This is a genomic window from Neolewinella marina, assembly GCF_002631205.1.
GTDB lineage: Bacteria > Bacteroidota > Bacteroidia > Chitinophagales > Saprospiraceae > Neolewinella > Neolewinella marina.
Map to the genome: position 1 here is coordinate 226086 of NZ_PDLO01000002.1, position 18665 is coordinate 244750.

Below are 18665 nucleotides of genomic sequence, written 5' to 3' on the forward strand. Positions count from 1 at the left end.
CTGAGCCAGTATCCCCATGCCCGTACTTGTACTCCTCTTTATTGCCCTGCTATCCTGCCCGTTAACCGCCCAGCAAAAGCCCACCCTGGAAGCGGTCCGTACCGACGCATCCATCAAGATCGACGGCATCCTCGACGAGGCGGCCTGGGCCGACGCCCCCGCCGCCACCGACTTCACCACCCTGCGGCCCACCCCCGGCCTGGCGGCCAGCCAGCCTACTGCCATCAAGGTGCTCTACGACAACAAGGGAATTTACCTCGCCGCCCAGCTGTTCGACAGCCAGCCGGACAGCATCCTGGCCGAACTGACGGAAAGGGACGACCTGGGCAACACCGACTTTTTCGGCTTCGTCCTCGACCCCTACCAAAGCGGGATCGACGGATTCACCTTCCTGGTCACCCCCTCAAACGTCCAATTCGACGCCAAGCAGAACGACGGCCGCGAGGACGAAAACTGGGACGCCGTCTGGGTAAGTGAAACCCAGCGCAACGACGACGGATGGGTGGCCGAGATCTTCCTCCCCTACTCCGCCCTCCGCTTCCCCTCCACGGCCGAGCAGCGGTGGACCGTCAATTTCGTGCGCATGATCCGCCGCGCCAACGAGCAGAGCTTCTGGGCCGAGATCGACCCCACCATCGACGGCTTCCTCAACCAGTCGGGCACCCTGACGGGCCTCTACGACATCAAGGCGCCCCTGCGGCTCCAGGCCACCCCTTTCGTAGCCGTGTACGGATTGCAGGGGCGGGAATCCAACGAAAAGACCACCTACGGCACCAGCATCACCGGGGGTATGGACGTCAAACTCGGCCTCAGCGACGCCTTCACCCTGGACATGACCCTGATTCCCGACTTCGGCGAGGCCCGCAGCGACGACCAGATCCTCAACCTCGGCCCCTTCGAGCAGCGCTTCGACGAGCAGCGGGCCTTCTTCACCGAGGGTACGGAGCTATTCAACAAGGGTGGACTTTTCTACAGTCGTCGGGTGGGCGGCCGCAATTTTTACCAGCATCGGGTTTACGACCAGCTCGGAGAAGGCGAAGAGATCGTCCACAACCCCCAACGCGCCAAGCTCTACAACGCCACCAAAATCAGCGGCCGCACGGCCCAGGGTACCGGACTCGGCTTTTTCAACGCCGTGGAACAGGAGAATTACGCCACCATCCGCAACACCGAGGGCGAGGAACGGGAAGTCCTCACCAATCCCCTGACGAACTATAACGTGGTGACCGTCGACCAGAACCTCCCCAACAACTCCTCGGCCACCCTCATCAATACCAACGTGCTGCGGGAGGGCGAGGCCCGCGACGCCAACGTAACCGGCCTGCTCTTCGATATCCACAACAACGCCAACGCCTACGCCGTACGCGGCGGGTTCAACCACAGCCGTAAATACGAGCCCGACAACTTGATAACCGGCCACGCCCTGGAACTCGAACTCGCCCGCATCTCCGGTCAGTGGACCTGGGAGGCCAGCTACGGCGAGGAAAGCGACACCTACGACGTCAACGACCTGGGGATCATCTTCGCCAACAACTCCCGCTTCTGGAGCGCCGAGCTCAACTACAACCGGCCGCAGGCCTTCTTCAACGGTAAATTCCTCAACGGCGGTGGCGGCATTGACCTCGACTACCGCCGCCTGTACGCCCCCAGCCGCTACGTGGGCACCAACCTGGAGGCCTACGTATACGCCACCACCAAGGGCTTCTGGAACCTCAACCTGTGGACGGAGCACGACATCGGCGACCAGTTCGACTTCTTCGAACCCCGGGTAAAGGGCCGGTACTGGCGCGGCCCGGGTTACAGCAACTTCGGCGGCTGGATCGGTACCGACGGACGGAAAAAGCTGCGGCTCAGTACCAACTTCAACCTGAACCGCTGGTGGGACGACACCGATCGCCACTCGCTGAGTTTCGCCTTCAACGCCCGCTACCGTTTCAGTGACCGCCTCAGCCTCAGTGGTTTCGCCTGGCGCGGCAATTTCTACCGCGACGTGGGCTACGTGAACCGGGAAACCATCCCCGCCAACGGCAGCTCCCGCACCGACATCTACTTCGGCACCCGAAACCGCAGCAGCGTGGAGGCGGGACTGAGCGGCAAGTACAGTTTCAGCGCCCGCATGACCCTGAACCTGCGCCTGCGCCACTACTGGAGCGGGGTGGCCTATTCCCGCTTTCACCTGCTCGATACGGACGGGCGTCTGGTCGACACCGACTACCAGTCAAACCACGACCAGGACTTCGACGCCCTCAACGTCGACCTGATCTACCGCTGGCGCTTCGCTCCGGGCAGCGACATTTTCGTGGTGTACAAGTCCAACATCACGGACTTCGACAGCGAGAAGGCGGATTCCTATTCCGACAGTTTCTCCCAGCTCTGGGGAAGGGACACGCCACGGTCCGGATCACTGTCCGTGAAGGTGGTGTACTGGCTGGATTACGCCAGCCTGTTTCCGGGCTAGCCCATTCGTCGTTCAGGCTTACCTTTCGCAAAACCCCGCGAATGTCACCCCTCTTCCGCTGCGCAGTGGCCATCCTGATTACCCTGGCGGCTCCGCTCGCCGCCCAAACCGATAGCGTGTTCCTCTTCTCTTATTTCCAGGGCAACGGAGAGGACGGCCTCCACCTGGCCTACAGCGAAGACGGAATGGCCTGGACGCCCCTGAACGGCAACGCCTCGGTGCTCACGCCCTACGTCGGGGAGGACCAACTCATGCGCGACCCCTGCATCATCCGGGGGGGCGACGGGGAATTCCATATGGTCTGGACCGTCAGCTGGCACGAACGGGGCATCGGCTACGCCCACTCCCCCGACCTGATCCACTGGTCGGACCAACGCTACCTGCCCGTCATGGAACACGAGCCCACCGCCGGCAACTGCTGGGCCCCGGAACTCTACTACGACCCCGACTCCGCCCGCTACCTCATCTACTGGGCCACCACCATCCCCGGCCGTTTCCCGGAAACGGACTCCAGCGGCGACAACGGGCTCAACCACCGCATGTACTACACCCTGACTCCTGACTTCCGGAGCTTCTCCCCCACCCGGCACCTCTACGATCGGGGCTTCAACGTGATCGACGCGACCATCCAGCGGCGGGAGGACGAGTACATCATGTTCCTCAAGGATGAAACCAAACACCCCAAAGCGGAAAAGAACATTCGCGTAGCCCGCAGCGGGAACCTCACCGGCCCCTACTCCGCCCCCTCCCCACCCATTACCGACCATTGGGTGGAAGGGCCTACCGTTACGAAGACGGAAGACGGCTGGGTGGTATACTTCGACCGCTACACCGACCACGAGATGGGGGCGGTGCGCTCTTCCGACCTTGAGTCCTGGACCGATATTTCCGACGAACTGGACTTTCCGGAAGGTACCCGCCACGGAACGGTCCTGCGGGTGGAGCGGAGCGTCCTGGACCGCCTCCTGGCGGAATTCGGGGCGGAATAAGCCCTATACCGCCTGGGCGCGCAGGGAACTGCCGCTCATGATGGGCAGCATGCCGGAAGCGGAAAAGAAGATGACCCTGGCCACCTCGTCCGCGTCGGCCTGCATGGCCAGGCTCGGATCGATGGCCAGCACGCGGATGTTCCGGTCGGCCAGTTCCCCGGCCAGGGCCCGGGTGAAGCCGTGCACGGCCCCCTTGGTAGACAGGTAGGGGTCCTTGCGGCTCATCGGTTTACGCTGGGCGGGAGCGATGACGTTGATGATGGTGCCTTCGGTTCCGGCCTCAATCATGCTGCGGGCGGCCTGCTGCCCGGAGAAAAAGGTCGCCTTCAGGTTAAGGTCGATCATCCGCTGGAAACTGTCGGGGTCCATCTCCAGCGTCGGGGCGCAGGGAAAGATGCTGGCGATGGTGCACCAGACGGCCAGGTGACCGTGTTCGCGGCTGATGTGGTCGACCACCTCGCGGATCTGCTCTGGATCCGAGATGTCCATTTCGTGGCTGTGTGCCCGGTAGCCCTGGGCGGTGACGGCGTCGACCAGTTCGGCCAACCCTTCCGCATCGGCGTCCAGCAGGATCACCCGGGCGCCCGATTCAGCGAACCGCATCGCCGTGCGCCGGCCGATCTCCGAGCAGGCACCGGTCACCGCTACGAATTTGCCTTCGAATGAAATGAGTTTGGATAGTGGGGGGTAGTTCATAGTGCCTCTTTGAATGTGATAAATAGCCTCGACCGCTCTCGCCAAAAAGCGAAAGGGGCCTATTCATCTATAATTAAGGCAGATACGGTTAAGTTCGCGCATCCATGCGTACGCCGCTCACCTTCCGCTCCATTTGATCAGCCGCACGGTGCCAATCAGTCCCGCGGGGTGCAGGGGCCACTCCGCCGCCACGAATGGTCGGTAGGTGATGTCCACGAAGTTGATGTCGTAGAATCGCTTCCATTCCGGGTGCTCGCGGTCGTACTTGCGCAGGTAGTTCGCCGACACGTTCTGGATCACCACTTCAAGTTCATTTTCCTCATGCAGGTCGGCGGCGCGCAGGTCCAGGGTATTGGGGAAAGCCCAGATCGTGCCCTGGCTCACTCCGTTCAGGATGACTTCCGCCGACTCCCGGATCTCGTCGAAATGCAGCCGGTAACCATCCGCCGCTGCGGGTTCGGCCAGGTGAAAGGTAGTCCGGTAAGTAGCCTTGCCCGTGAAGTACTCCAGGGTATCGTTGCCCCACCCGGTCCAGGAGGTTAACGTGTCGTGGTGAAACACTTGCCGGGGGGCACCCGACCGCCCGGGCGAGAAGGAAACCTCCCAGGAATTCCGCAGCGCCATCGTATCCCTAGTCCGGCGATATTGCCAGGGTTCCCCGTTGGGCCGCTCCCGGCTCGTCTGCAGGAAGTAGGACGTCCCCGGGGCCACCTCCAGCGTAAACGAATCCCGGGTAGCCACGTAGCCACTGCGCCCGGTCAGGGGGTCGGTGATGGTCACGTAGGCGTAGTCGGCCGCCAGCTGCAGCGGACGGGCATTCGCCCGTTCTCCCAGGTTGGTGATGAAGTACAACTGGCCGGAAGCATTCTTCTTGCGGAGGAAGTCCAGCCCGGATTTCTTCAATTCCTCCCGGCGGGCTCCCGCGGCCACGAGCGCTTCGGGCAGCCGTTCGACCACCCTGGCCGATCCCGTCCCGCCGGGGAGTCGATCAGCCGGCCCCTCGCTTAACTGCTGGTGCCCTAACCCGGCGTAGGCCCGCGGCAGGTGTTCTTCGTAGAGGATGGTAGCGCCCGCCGAGGCCAGCCGGCGCAGGGCCTCCACCGTTGCGGCGGGTAGATAGTCCACGGGCGGAACGACGATCGTCCGGTAGCGGACCTGGGGATTGTCGGCGTGGAAGACCTCTCCCCTCGCGCTGACTTCCAGTTTCTGCAGTTGCTGGTCAGAAATGTAATCAAAGGCAAACCCCTCCTTCTCCAGTTGAGCAGCCGTGCGGCCAAAGGGCGTAGCCCCGAACCAGGTATCGTAGTGGTGGACGTTCAGGAAGACGGTCACCGGAGAGGGGGCCTTTGTCCACAGGTCGGAAATGGGAAAGTAAAGCAGCACGTCGTTGTCGCTCTCCGCCGCCTGCAGCCGCGACTGTACCTCCGTCACGTAGCGGTTCATCAGGGGCAGCTCATCGTAGAAGTGAGACGTGGGACCAAAGTTGGTGGAAGCGTAGAACCGCCACCCGGGATAGCCCGCCTCCTCCGGCGAATAGGTAGTGCCGTGGTAGAAGACGTGGTTGATGCCGCTGACGAAAAGCTGGTCGAGGTGGGGCTTGACCTGCCGCAGGGAAACCTTGAAGTGGTTGCCCAGCCAGGTAGCCGTTTCCGAACTCACCAGGGGTTTGCCCATCAGGTGGGCAGGCGAACTGGCAAACTTCATCATCAGGGTGCTGGGCCGACCGAACTGCTCCTCGCTATAGTCGGGATCGCACGCCAGCCCCGGAATCCCAAAGGTGCTGCAGCCGAAAGACTCCGTCTCGGGAATGTCCGCCAGGCCGTAAAGGTCCAGGATGTTGCCCGGTGACCCGTGGGCCTGCAGGCGGGTCAGGAAGCCACGCGCCTTGCTGAATTCCGTCCAGCGCGTAGCAAATTCCGCGTACAGGAGGTCGGAAAGGGTGGCCCGCACGTCGTGCAGGAAAGCCGGCCGCTCAGGATGCAGGGTATCCCGCAGAAGGTGGACCCGGTCGGCGAAGGAGTATCCCCGTTGCTCGGCAATAATGCGGGGGAAGTCGGTGGTCCAGTCCGCCCCGTACGTCTCGTAGGAATCGTGGTAGTACGCCCGGGGCTCCACGGGATGCGCGGTGTGGGTGAACACCGAATCAAAATGCGCCAGGTAGTGGTCCACCGCCGCGCCGGAGAAATAGTCCATCACCGGCCCCTCACCCCCGGGGGCGGCCCGCTTGACCTGCTGCCCCGTGGGTTCTCCGTGAAAACCCTTATCCGTTACCACCAGTTTTTTGGCGGCTTCCCCCTCCCCTACCCACGGACCGCCGAACGGCCAGCCGGTTCCCATGGTCAGGTCGACCCCGAGGCCCAGCGATTCCGCCTCGGCGATGGTGTAGCGTACCGCAGCCATCCATTCTTCCGAGAGAAAGGGAAGGAACTTGTCTTCGTAGCCCTTGGCACCATAGATGGGGATGATGTGCACGCCCCCCAATCCGCTGTCGGCGTACTGCCGCAGCTGCCGGCTGATCTCCGCCTCCTCTACCGCACTGCCCATCCACCACCAGTACGTCCAGGGGCGGGCGGTACGTTCGTTGACAATCGATTGTCCTGTCAGGGCTGCGGACAGCAGGAAAAGAAGGAATACAGTGCAGACTTTCATGCTCCGGAGGAGTTGGGGGGTGAGGATCCACCGTGACGGATTAGCGGCTGCCCTAATGTACGGTGTCTTCCAAAGACGGAGCGCCCGGCAGCGGATGCTGCCGGGCGCTCGTCAAAGGTCGGAAAACCGGATACGCTTAGTCGCGGTCGTCGCGGTCGCGTCCGCCCCGGCGGCCTCCGCCACCGTTGCGCCGCTCTCCGCGGTCACGTCCGCCACCGCCGCGGCGGTCACCACGGTCGCCGCGATCGCCACGGTCGCCACGTCCACGCGACTTGGAGGCCTTGCGTTCTTCCTCGAGCTCCTCATCCGTGGGGATGGTGCCGTCGGCGCGGGGCATGATGGCCTTGCGGCTCAGGCGCAGCTTTCCGGTGCGTTCGTCGATGTCGACGATCTTGAACTTCACCTTGTCGCCTTCGTTGAACTCGTCTTCCACGCTGTCGATGCGGCTGTGGCTCATCTCGCTGACGTGGAGCAGGCCGTCGCGGCCTCCTTCGAATCCGACGAACACGCCGTAGGGCATGATGGTCTTGACGGTACCTTCGTACACCTCTCCCACTTCGGGGGTGAAGGTGATCTTCTTGATGCGGGCAACCGCGTCCTCAATAGCCGCCTTGTCGGAGCTGGCGATGGATACGTGGCCTTTGCCGTCGATCTCGTCGATGTTGATGTTGGTGCCGGTGAGTTCCTGCAGCTCCTGGATGATCTTGCCACCGGGTCCGATAACGGCTCCGATGTAGCTCTTCTCGATGATGAGCTTGACGATCCGGGGGGCGTGGGGCTTGATGTCCTCACGGGGCTCGCTGAGGGTCTTGCCCATTTCACCGAGGATGTGGAGGCGACCGACGCGGGCCTGCTCCAGGGCCTGCTCCAGCTGCTCGTAGGGCAGTCCGTCGATCTTGATGTCCATCTGGCAGGCGGTGATTCCCTTGGAGGTACCGGTGACCTTAAAGTCCATATCGCCCAGGGCGTCCTCGTCGCCGAGGATGTCGCTGAGGATGGCAATCTTGTCGCCTTCGGCAACCATACCCATGGCGATACCGGCTACGGGGCGCTTGATCGGTACGCCGCCGTCCATCAGGGCCAGCGATGCGGCACAGACGGTTGCCATCGAGCTCGAACCGTTGGATTCCAGGATATCGGAAACCAGGCGAATGGTGTGGGTCATGTCATCGGGCAGCACCTGGCGGATGGAGCGGCCGGCCAGGTTGGCGTGGCCTACTTCCCGGCGGCCGGGGCCGCGCATCGGCTTGGTTTCCCCTACCGAGAAGGCCGGGAAGTTGTAGTGCAGGATGAAGTTGTCGTAGGTATTGCTGTGGGCTACGTCAACCATGGCCTGGTCGGTCTTGGTACCGAGGGTGAGGCTGGTCAGCGACTGCGTCTCACCGCGGTTGAAGATGGCCGAACCGTGGGCGGCGGGCAGGTAATCCACCTCCGTCCAGATGGGACGCACTTCGTCGAAGGCGCGGCCGTCCAGGCGCTTCTTCTCGTCGAGCATCACGTTGCGGATGGTGTTTTTCTGCACCTTGTCGTAGGCGGGGATGATGTCGTCCTTGTTGGCGTCCATCCACTCTTCCCCTTTCTCTTCCAGGGCGGCTTCCTTGAAGTTGTCCTTCACTTGCTTGAAGGCATTCTTCCGGTCGGCCTTATTGGAGGCGCTGCGGGCTACGCGGAGGATCTCCTCCTTCACCTTGCTCTCGACGTAGCTGAGTACCTCGGCGTCGATTTCGTGGACTTCCACTTCGCGGGTGATGGCCTTGTCACCCACCATTTCCTTCAGGCGCAGCTGGGCTTCACACATGGTGCGGATGGCCTCGTGGCCCACCTTGAGGGCCTCCAGGATGGCGCTCTCCTCCACTTCCTTTCCTTCGCCTTCCACCATCATGATGTTCTTCTGGTCGGCGGCGACGATCAAGTCGAGGTCGGCGTCGATCAGCTGGCTGCGGTCGGGATTCACGACGTACTCACCGTTGATGCGGGCTACGCGGCATTCGGAGATCGGGCCCTCAAAGGGAATGTTGCTGCAGGTCAGGGCGGCCGAAGCGGCCAGTCCGGCCAGGGCGTCGGGCATCACCTCCTCGTCCAGCGAGATCAGGTTGATGATGATCTGGGTATCGAACATGTAGCCCTTCGGGAAGAGGGGGCGGATGGCCCGGTCGACCAGGCGGGAGATGAGGATCTCGTAGTCGTTCAGGCGGGCTTCGCGGCGGAAGAAGTTACCGGGAATGCGGCCGGCGGCGGCAAACTTCTCCTGGTAATCCACGCTGAGGGGGAAGAAGCTCTGGCCTTCCCGTACGCTGGTGCTGGAAACGGCGGAGCAGAACAGCATGGTCTTGCCACACTTTACGACGACCGATCCGTCGGCCTGGGTGGCCAGCTTGCCGGTCTCGATGGTGACTTCCCGCCCGTTGGGCAGCTCGAAGTTCACCGACATTGGGGTTTGATTACCCATTATTGATTGGACTTTAAATGATAATATGCGTTCGTTGCCTCCCCCGACGAAGCGGAGCGGGAGGGTTGACACAAAACACCAAAGCGGAAGATGGGGGTGAGGGCGGGTCCGCGGGTGCCGAGCGGCACGGAGAACCAGCCGTGGAACGTGGTAAATCCACCACGATTTTCGCTCAATCCCGCCGGGGGTCGCTGAAGACCGACGGATACCGCGCAGTCGCGGCAATTCATTTAGTCATTTTGTATCGCGGCGAATATACGAAACATTTCCGCCGGGCCCGAAAATGTTCCCGTAAACCACCGCGGCGGCCGTTTTTCCCTTATTTTTTAGTGGCTGGCTAACGGGCAGGCCGTAGTTTCGCTCATCCATGGACGCCCTTTATTTGCTTACCTTGACAATCGCACCTTTCAGCTTTCCCCGTCTCCACGTCTGCTCGTCTGACCTTATGACCCTTTAACCCGCTTAGTCGTTGTCCAACGTTCCCATCGATCACGTATCCGGCAAGAGCAACCGCCTCTTCCGTATTCTCTTTGCAGGCCTCAGCCTGCTCACGTTGATTGTATTGGCCTCAATAGTCACCGAAATTGCCGCGATCGACGTCCGGAAAAAACTCAACCACGCCCTGCGCCTGGAGCGCGACCTCGGAGTGCTCCTGCTGACCGTACAGGGGGCTGAAACCGGACAGCGCGGCTACCTGCTCACCCACGAGGACAGCTACCTCACCCCCTATTCCTTCGCCCTCGATTCCGTAGACGCCGTCCTCGCCCGGATCGTCGACGAAGTAAAAAGGGATTCCCTGCAGCAGGCACGGGCCGAACGGCTTCGGTACTTCACCAACCTGAAGTTCCGCGACATCCGCCAAACCCTCAGCCTCCAGTATTCCGGCGACACTACCAGTCTCAACCAACTGCTGCGGTCGCAGCGGGGAAAGGAGTACATGGATAGCGTGCGGCACAACGTACAGCTGCTGCGGCAGGCCGAATACCGCGACGTACGCATCCGCCAGAGCCAGCTCGACAACCTCAGTACGGTAACTACCATTCTCCGCTTTCTTGGCGCCCTGGGCCTGGCCACCGTACTCTACTACATCTACAACCAGCTGCAACCCCTGGTATCGAGCATCAGTGCCTCGAACAAGAAGCTGACGGAAGAGATCATCGAACGCCGCCGTGTGGAGCAGATGAATACCGAGCTGATCCAGAGCCTGAACCTCAAAAACCGCGAGCTCGACCAGTTTGCCTACATCGCTTCCCACGACCTGCGCGAGCCGCTGCGCACGGTACGCAATTACGTCGAAGTGTTGGAGGAGGACTACGGTGACCGCCTCGACGAAGAGGGGCACTCTCACCTCGGAGTCATCCTGCGGGCTACGGACCGCATGAGCAAGCTCATCGACACCTTACTACAGTATGGCCGGGTGGGCCGCACGGAAGCCCCCTCCGAGGTAAGCCTGTCGCGGTCGGTTCAGGAGGCCTTGGAAAACCTCAGCCTCCAGATCGAGGAAATGGGTGCCTCCATTGAGATCGAGGAACTTCCCTCCACCCATGGCTACCCGGTGGCGCTGCGCCAATTGTTTCAGAACCTAATCTCCAACGCCCTTAAGTTCCACCCCCCCGGCGTGCCCCCCCGGGTGGTCATTACCGGCAAGTCCACCGAACAAGCAGTAACCGTCTCGATCCGCGACTTCGGAATCGGGATGGATAGGGCCGACCAGCAAAAAATCTTTGACCTGTTTACCCGCTTGAATCGTCCGGAAGATTACGCCGGACAAGGAATTGGCCTTGCGTTTTGCCAAAAAATAGTACAATTACACCACGGCAGCATCAAGGTTGAAAGCGAGCCGGGAAGGGGAAGTACCTTCACCGTTACTATACCGAGGAGTTATGAGCACGAAGAGGTTGGGTTGCGTTCTGTTCATTGATGATTCCGATGCCGATAACTTCATCCACACGCGTCGCCTGAACAAAATGGGCATCGCTGATGAAATCGTGGTGAGGGCCAATGGCCGGGAAGGGTTACAATACTTCACCACTCCCCTGCCCGACGGCAGCCGCCCTACCCGCCCCGACCTGTTGTTCCTGGACATTAACATGCCCGTCATGGATGGTTGGGAATTTCTGGATGAGTACCAGCACCTCGACGCCGACCGCCGGGCGCGGGTGACCATCACCATGCTTACTTCCTCGATCGGCGACCAGGATTACGAGCGCTGCCAGACCTACAGCGTCGTCGACGGCCACGAAGCCAAACCCCTGACCAAAGACAAGATCACGGCCCTGCTCGACCGGCACTTCAGCTAGCGCCCCCCGGCTCAGACCAGCTTGCGCAGTGCGATCATGGTGCCGAAGTGCATGGCTTCGTGCAGGTTGTTGAACGCCAGGGCATCTTCGAGGCCAGTCAGTTCGACCCCAAAACTTGTCGTATACGGCTGGTAGTTTGACCAGTCGAAATCATTGCAGGCCGCGCGCAGCCGCTGGTGGCCCTCCAATAGTTCAGACCGGATGTAGGCGTACGATTCCGCCGGCTCCTCCCCTTCCGGCCGGGTACCCTTGCGGTAGCGGTTGATGAAATCCTTTCCGCTCGGGGTACGGTGCCCGGCCAGGGCGTACACCAGCAACTCCTGGGTAGCGATCACGTGGCCGGCGTTCCAGATCAGGTTATTGCTCATCAACTCCGGCACCCAGTTCAGTTGCGCCAGGCTCACGCTCTCGGTGAGGGCCAGGATATTGCGGCGCACCTGCAGGTGGTAGGCCAGGGATTGATTCAGGCTGGGAGACATAGGGTGAAAGATTACGGAAGGGAAAGGTAAGGCACTACCCAACGCCGTCCGGCATTCAGGGCGGGCAGGGCGTGGAGGGTGCGCTGCAGGGGGGCGCTGCCGCCGGTGCCATAAAAATCATGCCGGGCCGGGGCCGGAGATTCCGCCGCGACGAAGCCGGGCATTTCCAACAGCCGTTGCACCTGTCGCGCCGCCGCCCCCGAAGGATCTATGACGTTCACCCCGGGGGGCAGGGCCGCCCGAATGTCCGCGATGACCAGCGGATAGTGGGTGCAGCCCAGCACCACGGTATCCAGCTCCCCCGCCGCCGGCTCGGCAAAGAGTTCCTCCAGAAACGCCCGCACCTCGGCCGATCCCGCCCCGTGGCGCTCGATGCGCTCCACCAGACCCCGGCAAGGGCTCTCCCACACCGGCCGGCCGGCCAGGTAGCGCTCCTTGAGGCTTTGGTAGCGGGGACTGCGCAGGGTAACCGCCGTAGCCATCACCCCGATCCGCTGTCCGCCGGCGGCTGGTTTTACGGCCGGCTCCAGTCCCACGAAGGGTACGCCGGGATACGCCTCCCGCAGCCCATCGATGGCGATACTGGTGGCGGTATTGCAGGCCACTACGACGAGTTTCACTCCGGCGCCCAACAGGAAATCGGTGATCCGGCGACTGAAATCGAAGACCTCCGCATCCGTACGGGCGCCATAGGGGGCATGCCGATTATCGGAGACGTAGAGCAGGCTTTCGCGGGGCAATAGCCCACAAATAGCATTGGCGACCGAGAGGCCGCCAATGCCGGAGTCGAAGACTCCAATTGATCCGTGGTGTCGGGGCAGAAACACTGCGCAGTCTAGAGGCCGAGCTTGGCGCGGACCAGTCCGCTGACGTCCTGGCTGTCCTGTCCGTACAGCAGCACCTGCTGGTCGAAGATGAACTGGTAGCCATTCTCTTCGGCTACGGCCTTGATGGCGTCGTTGACCGACTTGTAGATGGGCTCCAGCAGCTCCTGCCGCTTCTTCTGCAGGTCATTCATCATGCTCTGCTCGAAGTTGCCGATTTCCTGCTCACGCTTCTGCAGCTTGGCAGCCTCCTCTTGCTGCTGCTTGGGGCTCAAGGCACCATCCTGGGCCTTTTGCTGCAGCGCCTGGTAGTCGACCTGGAAGCTCTCTACCATGGCCTGTCCCTTCTTCTGGAGTTGTTTCTGCAACCCTTCCAGGTTGGACTCGGCGGCTTTCATGGCGGGGAGATCGGCGAGGATCTCGGCGGAGTTGACGAAGCCGAACTTCTGGGCGCTGGCCGTGGCGGTTGCTACCATCAGAAGGAGCGCAACGAAGGTGAATTTGAATACTTGGTGCATGGTTGTAATTTAGGGGTTAGTACTTGTGATCCGGACCGGGGGGTTAGTTGCGCAGTGCACGCAGGATCTCATCCGTCTTGTCGTACTGGTCGCTCGAGAAGATGATTCCGGCGGCGCCGGCCCGGTCGAAGATGAAGTCGTAGTTATTCTGGTTGGCGTAGGTTTCCACGGCCTCGTAGACCGCGTCCTGGATCGGCTTGACCAGTTCCTGCCGCCGCTGGAAAAGGGCCCCTTCGGGACCGAAGCGTTCGCGCTGCATGTTGCGGACCTGGGTTTCGCGATCAATGATGGCCTGCTCCTGGCTCTGCCGCTGCTCGTCGGTCATGAGCACCTGCTCGGCCTGGTACTTGTTGTACATCCCCTTGATGGCGTCGTATTCCTGGTTGATCTCCTGCTGCCACTTGGCCGCCAACTGGTCGAGCTGCTCCTGGGCCTCCTGGTATTCGGTAATGCTCGTCAGGATACGCTCCATATCGATGGAGGCGATCTTCTGGGCGGACAGTTGCGCACCAAAGCCGGCAAGGGCCAAAATAGCGACCATCAAATAGTTGCGAATACGCATGGAGGTAATTTTTGGATGACAAAAGTACAGAGGCACGTGCCGTTCTGCTAGGAAATAGACGCATAAACACTAGCGAAGTTACTTCGGTAAGGAAGTTTTAATTCCCGCATTCAGCACGCAAAAAGCTGCTTATCAAACCCTTACACCCCCTCCAGCGCTGATTTCCTGGGGGCTGTTTAACCAAATATTAACGGGTAGGCCAACGCAATCTTCCGGGTAGGGCCTTCCCTTTCCTACCCCAATCACCTCCCTTCCAGGGCCGCCAACTCCGGGACCGCGGGCCTGGAAGGCACGCCCACCCACAAGCCGGGGGCGTAGCGAAGCGGAGCCCTGGGCGAACAATTATCCCACGGGAAGGGCCAACGCAATCCTCCGGATCGCGCCTTCCCTTCCCTAACCCACAGCGTCCCTTTCAGGGCCGCCAATCCTCGGACCGCGGGCTTGGAAGGCACGCCCACCCACAAGCCGGGGGAGTAGCGAAGCATAGCCTTGGGCGAACAATTACCCTACGGGAAGGGCGAACGCAATCCTCCGGATTACGCCTTCCCTTCCCTACCCCACAGCGTCCCTTTCAGGGCCGCCAGCTCCGGGACCGCGGGCCTGGAAGGCACGCCCACCCACGAGCCGGGGGAGTAGCGAAGCGGAGCCCCGGTCGGAAAAAATAGATCTATACCCAATTCATCCGGGGAGGGCCACGCCGCACGGCGGCGCTTCCCTCCCCTATGGGTCAGTGTCCCTTCCAGGGCCACCATTCCTGCGGAGACCGCGGGCCTGGAAGGCACGCCCACCCACGAGCCGGGGGAGTAGCGAAGCGGAGCCCCGGGCGAAAAAAAAGACCCGCGCCCAAATTCATCCGGGGAGGGCCACGCCGCACGGCGGCGCTTCCCTCCCCTATGGGTCAGTGTCTCTTCCAGGGCCACCAACTCCGGGACCGCGGGCCTGGAAGGCACGCCTACCCACAAGCCGGGGGAGTAGCGAAGCGGAGCCCCGGGCGAAAAAAAAGGGACCCGCACCCAAATTCATCCGGGGAGGGCCACGCCGCACGGCGGCGCTTCCCTCCCCTATCGGTACGTGTCCCTTCTAGGGCCACCATTTCTGCGGAGACCGCGGGCCTGAAAGGCACGCCCACCCACAAGCCGGGGGAGCAGCGAAGCGGAGCCCTGGGCGGAAACGATCCCCATCGAAAACGCCCCCCGGCGAAAACGATCCCCCAAGCGAACAAATAAAACCAAGAAAACTAACTCAACCCTTGACTTTAACAAACTTTTCGTTTTACTTAAAAAGAAAATGCCACAATCCTACCTCCGTATTGTATTGCATACTGTCTTTAGCACGAAGTACCGGCTGCCCACCATTCATCCTAGTATAGAAAATCGGCTCCACGAGTACCTGTCCTTCCGGCTAAGGCAAATGGGTTGCCACGTATACACCATTGGCGGAACCCTGGACCATGTCCATATCGTTCACGGGCTACCGCGTACCGTTACTATTGCTAAGGTGCTGGAGGACATCAAGTCGCAAAGTTCCCGGTGGATGGCCAAACAGGGCTACCCCGACTTCTGGTGGCAAAATGGCTACGGTACCCATCCCGTCGACTACAGACGCGTAGCAAGGATCATCCATTACGTGGAGCGACAGAAGGAACACCACTATGGCTCCCTCGACAATTACCGAATGACGGCGAAGCTGACGTTCGAAGATGAAATGCTCGAATTTCTGCGCGACTTTGACCTGGATTACCATCCGGACTACCTGTTCCCTACCGAACCCAACCCTGATAATGACGGGTAGGGGGTTCGGCGCTATGGAGCGACGCGGTAAACTCCGGTGAGAGCCACTACCATCTCCACCGCGGACTCGGCCCCGAGGGGACGAAAACCCACAGCCAAGGGAGCAGCGAAGCGGAGCCTTGGGCGAAAAAAAATGGCCCCGCACCCAAATTCATTCGGGGAGGGCCACGCCGCACGGCGGCGCTTCCCTCCCCAATCCGTACGTGTCCCTTCCAGGGCCACCATTCCTGCGGAGACCGCGGGCCTGGAAGGCACGCCTACCCACAAGCCAAGGGAGCAGCGAAGCGAAGCCCTGGGCGACATCAGGTGAGGACCACCATCATCACCACAGCGCATTTGGCCCCGGAGGGGACAACGACCCTCAGCCAAGGGAGTAGCGAAGCGAAGCCTTGGGCGACCCCTCCCCTACCCGTTCCGCATTTTCCGCCGTTTACCGCGCGATTTCTTCGGCTTGGCGTCCTCTTTGCGCTCGGGTTGCCCGTGTACCTTCAGCACTTTGACGAGCGACATATCGATGCGGCGGCGGTCCAGGTCGACGTCTTCAATGCGGACCCGCACCACGTCGCCCATTTTGAGCTTCTTGCCCGACTGCTTGCCGGTGATGGATAGCTTGCCGGCGCTGATGTCGTAGGCTTCGTCCATCTTGTCGAAGGGGATCATGCCTTCCACGAAGTTGTCGATCAGTTCGATAAATACGCCAAAGTCGGCCAGGCCGTTGATGACGCCGTCGAACTCCTCGCCTACGTTGCCGAGCATGAACTCGGTCTGCTTGTACTTGATGCTTTCGCGCTCGGCGGTCACCGCCTTGCGTTCCTGGCTGCTGATGTGCTTACAGGTTTCCTCCAGCTTTTCCGGATTGGCCTTGTAGAGGCTGCCCTCTTCCAGGTTCTTCTCCAGCAGGCGGTGAACCAATACATCGGCGTAGCGACGAATCGGGGAAGTGAAGTGGGTATAGTTCTCGAAGCCAAGTCCATAGTGCCCGATGTTCTGGGTGGTGTAGACCGCTTTTGACATGGTGCGAATCGCGATCGGGGCGAGCATCTTGACCATCGGATCTTCGTCCGCCTTGGCCAGCAACTTGTTGTAGCTCTCGGTAACTTTCTTGGGCGAGCTCAGGTCCATCTCGTAGCCCAGGGCGGCGGCGAAGTTGGCCAGTTCGGCCACCTTCTCCATATCCGGCTCGTCGTGCACCCGGTACACGAAGGGGATGTTCTGCTTCAGCCGTTCCTCCTTCTTCTTGATGAAGGTGGCCACCTCGCGGTTGGCCAACAGCATAAAGTCCTCGATCAACATGTTCGTGTCGATACGGTCCTTGATGTACACCTCCAGGGGCTTGCCTTCCTCATCCAGACGGAAGCGCACCTCGTTGGTATTGAAGTCGATCGACCCCTCCTTGAAGCGACGCTTGCGGAGTTTGTCCGAGATCCGGTCCATCAGGTCCAGTTCGTCTACGAAGTCACCCTCGCCGGTGTCCAGCACCTCCTGGGCTTCCTCGTAGGTGAAGCGGCGATCGGAGTGAATCACCGTCCGGCCAAACCACCGATCGGTTACCTTGAAGCTCTTCGGGTCGAATTTAAAGACCGCGCTGAAGGTGAGCTTATCTTCATTCGGCCGCAGCGAACAGAGTTCGTTGCTGATTCTTTCCGGCAGCATGGGGCACACGCGGTCGACCAGGTAAACGCTGGTGGTGCGACTGGCCGCTTCCTCATCCAGGGCGCTGCCCGGCTTCACGTAGTGGCTCACGTCGGCGATGTGGACGCCAATTTCAATTTGGCCGTCCTCCAGGGTCTGGATCGACAGGGCATCATCGAAGTCCTTCGCGGTCAGGGGGTCGATCGTGAAGGTGGTCACCTCCCGCATATCGCGGCGGATGTTGATCTCCTGGGGGGTGATTTCACCCGGCAGGGCCTCACTCTCGGCCAGCACGGCGTCGGGGAAGGTGATCTGGAAACCGTTGTTGATCAGGATGGCCTGCATCTCGATGTTGCTCGTACCCGGTTCGCCGAGTACGGCCGTGATCTTGCCGCTGATCTGTCCGAAGCGGTTTTCCTCCCAATCGACGATCTGCACGACCACCTTTTCGCCGCTCTTCGCGCCGATGAGTTCGGAGCGGTGTACGGCTACGCTGATGGATTTGCCACCGGGTCCGTCTACGACGACCTCGGCAAATTTCTCGTGGATCTTGAGGGTGCCCACGAAGTGGGTCACGCTGCGTTCGAGTACTTCGGACACCTCACCCTCCGGCTTGCGGCGGCCGCTGGGCGTCCAGTAGCGCACCTTCACCTTGTCGCCGTCCTGGGCATTGCCGAGGCGGTTCTGGGAAACAAAAATATCGTTGGCCTCCCCATCCATGATGATGTAGGCCGCGCCGCTGCGGGTCATATCGACCCGGCCCTCGGCGTATTGGCTGCTGCGCTTTTCGGCAGCGGCCCGGTTGAATTGGTACAGGTGGTCGCCGTTCTCCTTGACCTTGCCGGTCTTGACCATCTTGTCCAGGGCCGCCTGGATGCTTTCCTGGCTGTTCTTGACCTTGAGTTTCCGCTGGAGTTGCTTGGGATTGAATTGTTTGCGGGCGTTGGACTTGAACTCCTGGTAGAGGGCGCGCTCCAAATCGCGGGCCTTGAGCTTACCGCTCTTCGTGTTCTTTTTAGACATGTAAGGTATCAATACGATCACCCCCTTTGGGCGATCGGTGCGCATAACTGGCGCATCGGTATTTGGGTTTCTGTATACTCCTTTTCGCAACACCTGAATCCGGCAGAAGTTTGTTATGGGCTGTAGCGACAGGGCGGCGGAGCGCGGGTGCCACGGGCCTTTCGCAGGGAGCCGGGGCCACGAGCGCTAGGCCCGCCAGCGGGTCAGAAATCTCGCGCTGCCCTCACCTGCTTCCCCTCCACAATGCCCGGCCAGGGCCCGGCATCGGCACCCGCGCCCCCGCCCGCCGTACCGGA

At 61.2% G+C, this 18665-nt stretch carries 13 protein-coding genes; 5 read left to right on the top strand and 8 right to left on the bottom strand.

What is annotated here, in order from left to right; translation table 11 throughout:
• Positions 1-16 precede the first annotated feature (16 nt).
• Positions 17-2458, top strand: a complete 2442-nt coding sequence (locus tag CGL56_RS06385; protein WP_099105702.1) for a DUF5916 domain-containing protein — start codon at positions 17-19, stop codon at positions 2456-2458.
• A gap of 41 nt (positions 2459-2499) precedes the next feature.
• On the top strand, positions 2500-3447 hold the full coding sequence (locus CGL56_RS06390; protein ID WP_099105703.1) for a glycoside hydrolase family 43 protein: 948 nt from the start codon (positions 2500-2502) through the stop codon (positions 3445-3447).
• Positions 3448-3450: 3 nt separating this feature from the next.
• On the opposite strand, the gene CGL56_RS06395 is transcribed toward CGL56_RS06390, so the two are convergent.
• From CGL56_RS06395 to pnp, 3 genes are all read right to left on the bottom strand, one after another.
• Entirely contained in the window at positions 3451-4143 is a 693-nt protein-coding gene (locus CGL56_RS06395; RefSeq protein WP_099105704.1) for an SDR family NAD(P)-dependent oxidoreductase, read from the bottom strand.
• A 117-nt stretch (positions 4144-4260) separates the two neighbouring features.
• The gene (locus tag CGL56_RS06400) at positions 4261-6792 is read right to left on the bottom strand and encodes a glycosyl hydrolase (protein WP_099105705.1); all 2532 of its coding nucleotides are present in this window, start codon (positions 6790-6792) and stop codon (positions 4261-4263) included.
• A gap of 136 nt (positions 6793-6928) precedes the next feature.
• Positions 6929-9241 carry a polyribonucleotide nucleotidyltransferase gene (gene pnp / locus CGL56_RS06405; RefSeq protein ID WP_099105706.1) on the bottom strand — a complete coding sequence of 771 codons (2313 nt, stop codon included), beginning with the start codon at positions 9239-9241 and terminating at the stop codon, positions 6929-6931.
• Positions 9242-9710: 469 nt separating this feature from the next.
• Between pnp and CGL56_RS06410 the strand changes: the two genes are divergently transcribed.
• Together CGL56_RS06410 and CGL56_RS06415 are read left to right on the top strand one after the other, a co-directional pair.
• Positions 9711-11162: a sensor histidine kinase gene (locus CGL56_RS06410; RefSeq protein WP_099105707.1), complete on the top strand. Its 1452-nt coding sequence runs from the start codon at positions 9711-9713 to the stop codon at positions 11160-11162.
• Positions 11125-11541: a response regulator gene (locus CGL56_RS06415; RefSeq protein ID WP_099105708.1), complete on the top strand. Its 417-nt coding sequence runs from the start codon at positions 11125-11127 to the stop codon at positions 11539-11541. The genes CGL56_RS06410 and CGL56_RS06415 overlap by 38 nt, the downstream gene beginning before the upstream one ends.
• An 11-nt stretch (positions 11542-11552) precedes the next feature.
• Here CGL56_RS06415 and CGL56_RS06420 read toward each other — a convergent pair whose 3' ends face one another.
• Genes CGL56_RS06420 through CGL56_RS06435 form a run of 4 tightly spaced genes read right to left on the bottom strand, consistent with a single transcriptional unit; the run spans position 11553 to position 13924 of the window.
• Positions 11553-12020, bottom strand: a complete 468-nt coding sequence (locus tag CGL56_RS06420) for a DinB family protein (RefSeq protein WP_099105709.1) — start codon at positions 12018-12020, stop codon at positions 11553-11555.
• A gap of 11 nt (positions 12021-12031) precedes the next feature.
• Positions 12032-12847 (bottom strand): glutamate racemase, encoded by an 816-nt coding sequence (gene murI, locus CGL56_RS06425; protein WP_099105710.1) that lies wholly within the window; start codon positions 12845-12847, stop codon positions 12032-12034.
• An 8-nt stretch (positions 12848-12855) separates the two neighbouring features.
• On the bottom strand, positions 12856-13362 hold the full coding sequence (locus CGL56_RS06430) for an OmpH family outer membrane protein (protein WP_099105711.1): 507 nt from the start codon (positions 13360-13362) through the stop codon (positions 12856-12858).
• Positions 13363-13405: 43 nt separating this feature from the next.
• On the bottom strand, positions 13406-13924 hold the full coding sequence (locus tag CGL56_RS06435) for an OmpH family outer membrane protein (protein WP_099105712.1): 519 nt from the start codon (positions 13922-13924) through the stop codon (positions 13406-13408).
• A gap of 1314 nt (positions 13925-15238) precedes the next feature.
• Between CGL56_RS06435 and CGL56_RS06440 the strand changes: the two genes are divergently transcribed.
• On the top strand, positions 15239-15715 hold the full coding sequence (locus tag CGL56_RS06440) for a transposase (RefSeq protein ID WP_167641613.1): 477 nt from the start codon (positions 15239-15241) through the stop codon (positions 15713-15715).
• Between the two features lie 404 nt (positions 15716-16119).
• Here the strand turns inward: CGL56_RS06440 and rnr are convergent, their stop codons facing one another.
• Positions 16120-18369: a ribonuclease R gene (gene rnr, locus CGL56_RS06445; protein ID WP_245184084.1), complete on the bottom strand. Its 2250-nt coding sequence runs from the start codon at positions 18367-18369 to the stop codon at positions 16120-16122.
• Positions 18370-18665: the final 296 nt, after the last annotated feature.

Excerpts from the sequence above, each read along its gene's own strand:
- CGL56_RS06420 (WP_099105709.1), bottom strand. The coding sequence starts at position 12,020 with ATGTCTCCCAGCCTGAATCAATCCCTGGCCTACCACCTGCAGGTGCGC.
- CGL56_RS06400 (WP_099105705.1), bottom strand. The coding sequence starts at position 6,792 with ATGAAAGTCTGCACTGTATTCCTTCTTTTCCTGCTGTCCGCAGCCCTG.
- CGL56_RS06415 (WP_099105708.1), top strand. The coding sequence starts at position 11,125 with ATGAGCACGAAGAGGTTGGGTTGCGTTCTGTTCATTGATGATTCCGAT.
- CGL56_RS06435 (WP_099105712.1), bottom strand. The coding sequence starts at position 13,924 with ATGCGTATTCGCAACTATTTGATGGTCGCTATTTTGGCCCTTGCCGGC.
- CGL56_RS06430 (WP_099105711.1), bottom strand. The coding sequence starts at position 13,362 with ATGCACCAAGTATTCAAATTCACCTTCGTTGCGCTCCTTCTGATGGTA.
- pnp (WP_099105706.1), bottom strand. The coding sequence starts at position 9,241 with ATGGGTAATCAAACCCCAATGTCGGTGAACTTCGAGCTGCCCAACGGG.
- CGL56_RS06390 (WP_099105703.1), top strand. The coding sequence starts at position 2,500 with ATGTCACCCCTCTTCCGCTGCGCAGTGGCCATCCTGATTACCCTGGCG.
- rnr (WP_245184084.1), bottom strand. The coding sequence starts at position 18,369 with ATGTCTAAAAAGAACACGAAGAGCGGTAAGCTCAAGGCCCGCGATTTG.
- CGL56_RS06395 (WP_099105704.1), bottom strand. The coding sequence starts at position 4,143 with ATGAACTACCCCCCACTATCCAAACTCATTTCATTCGAAGGCAAATTC.
- CGL56_RS06385 (WP_099105702.1), top strand. The coding sequence starts at position 17 with ATGCCCGTACTTGTACTCCTCTTTATTGCCCTGCTATCCTGCCCGTTA.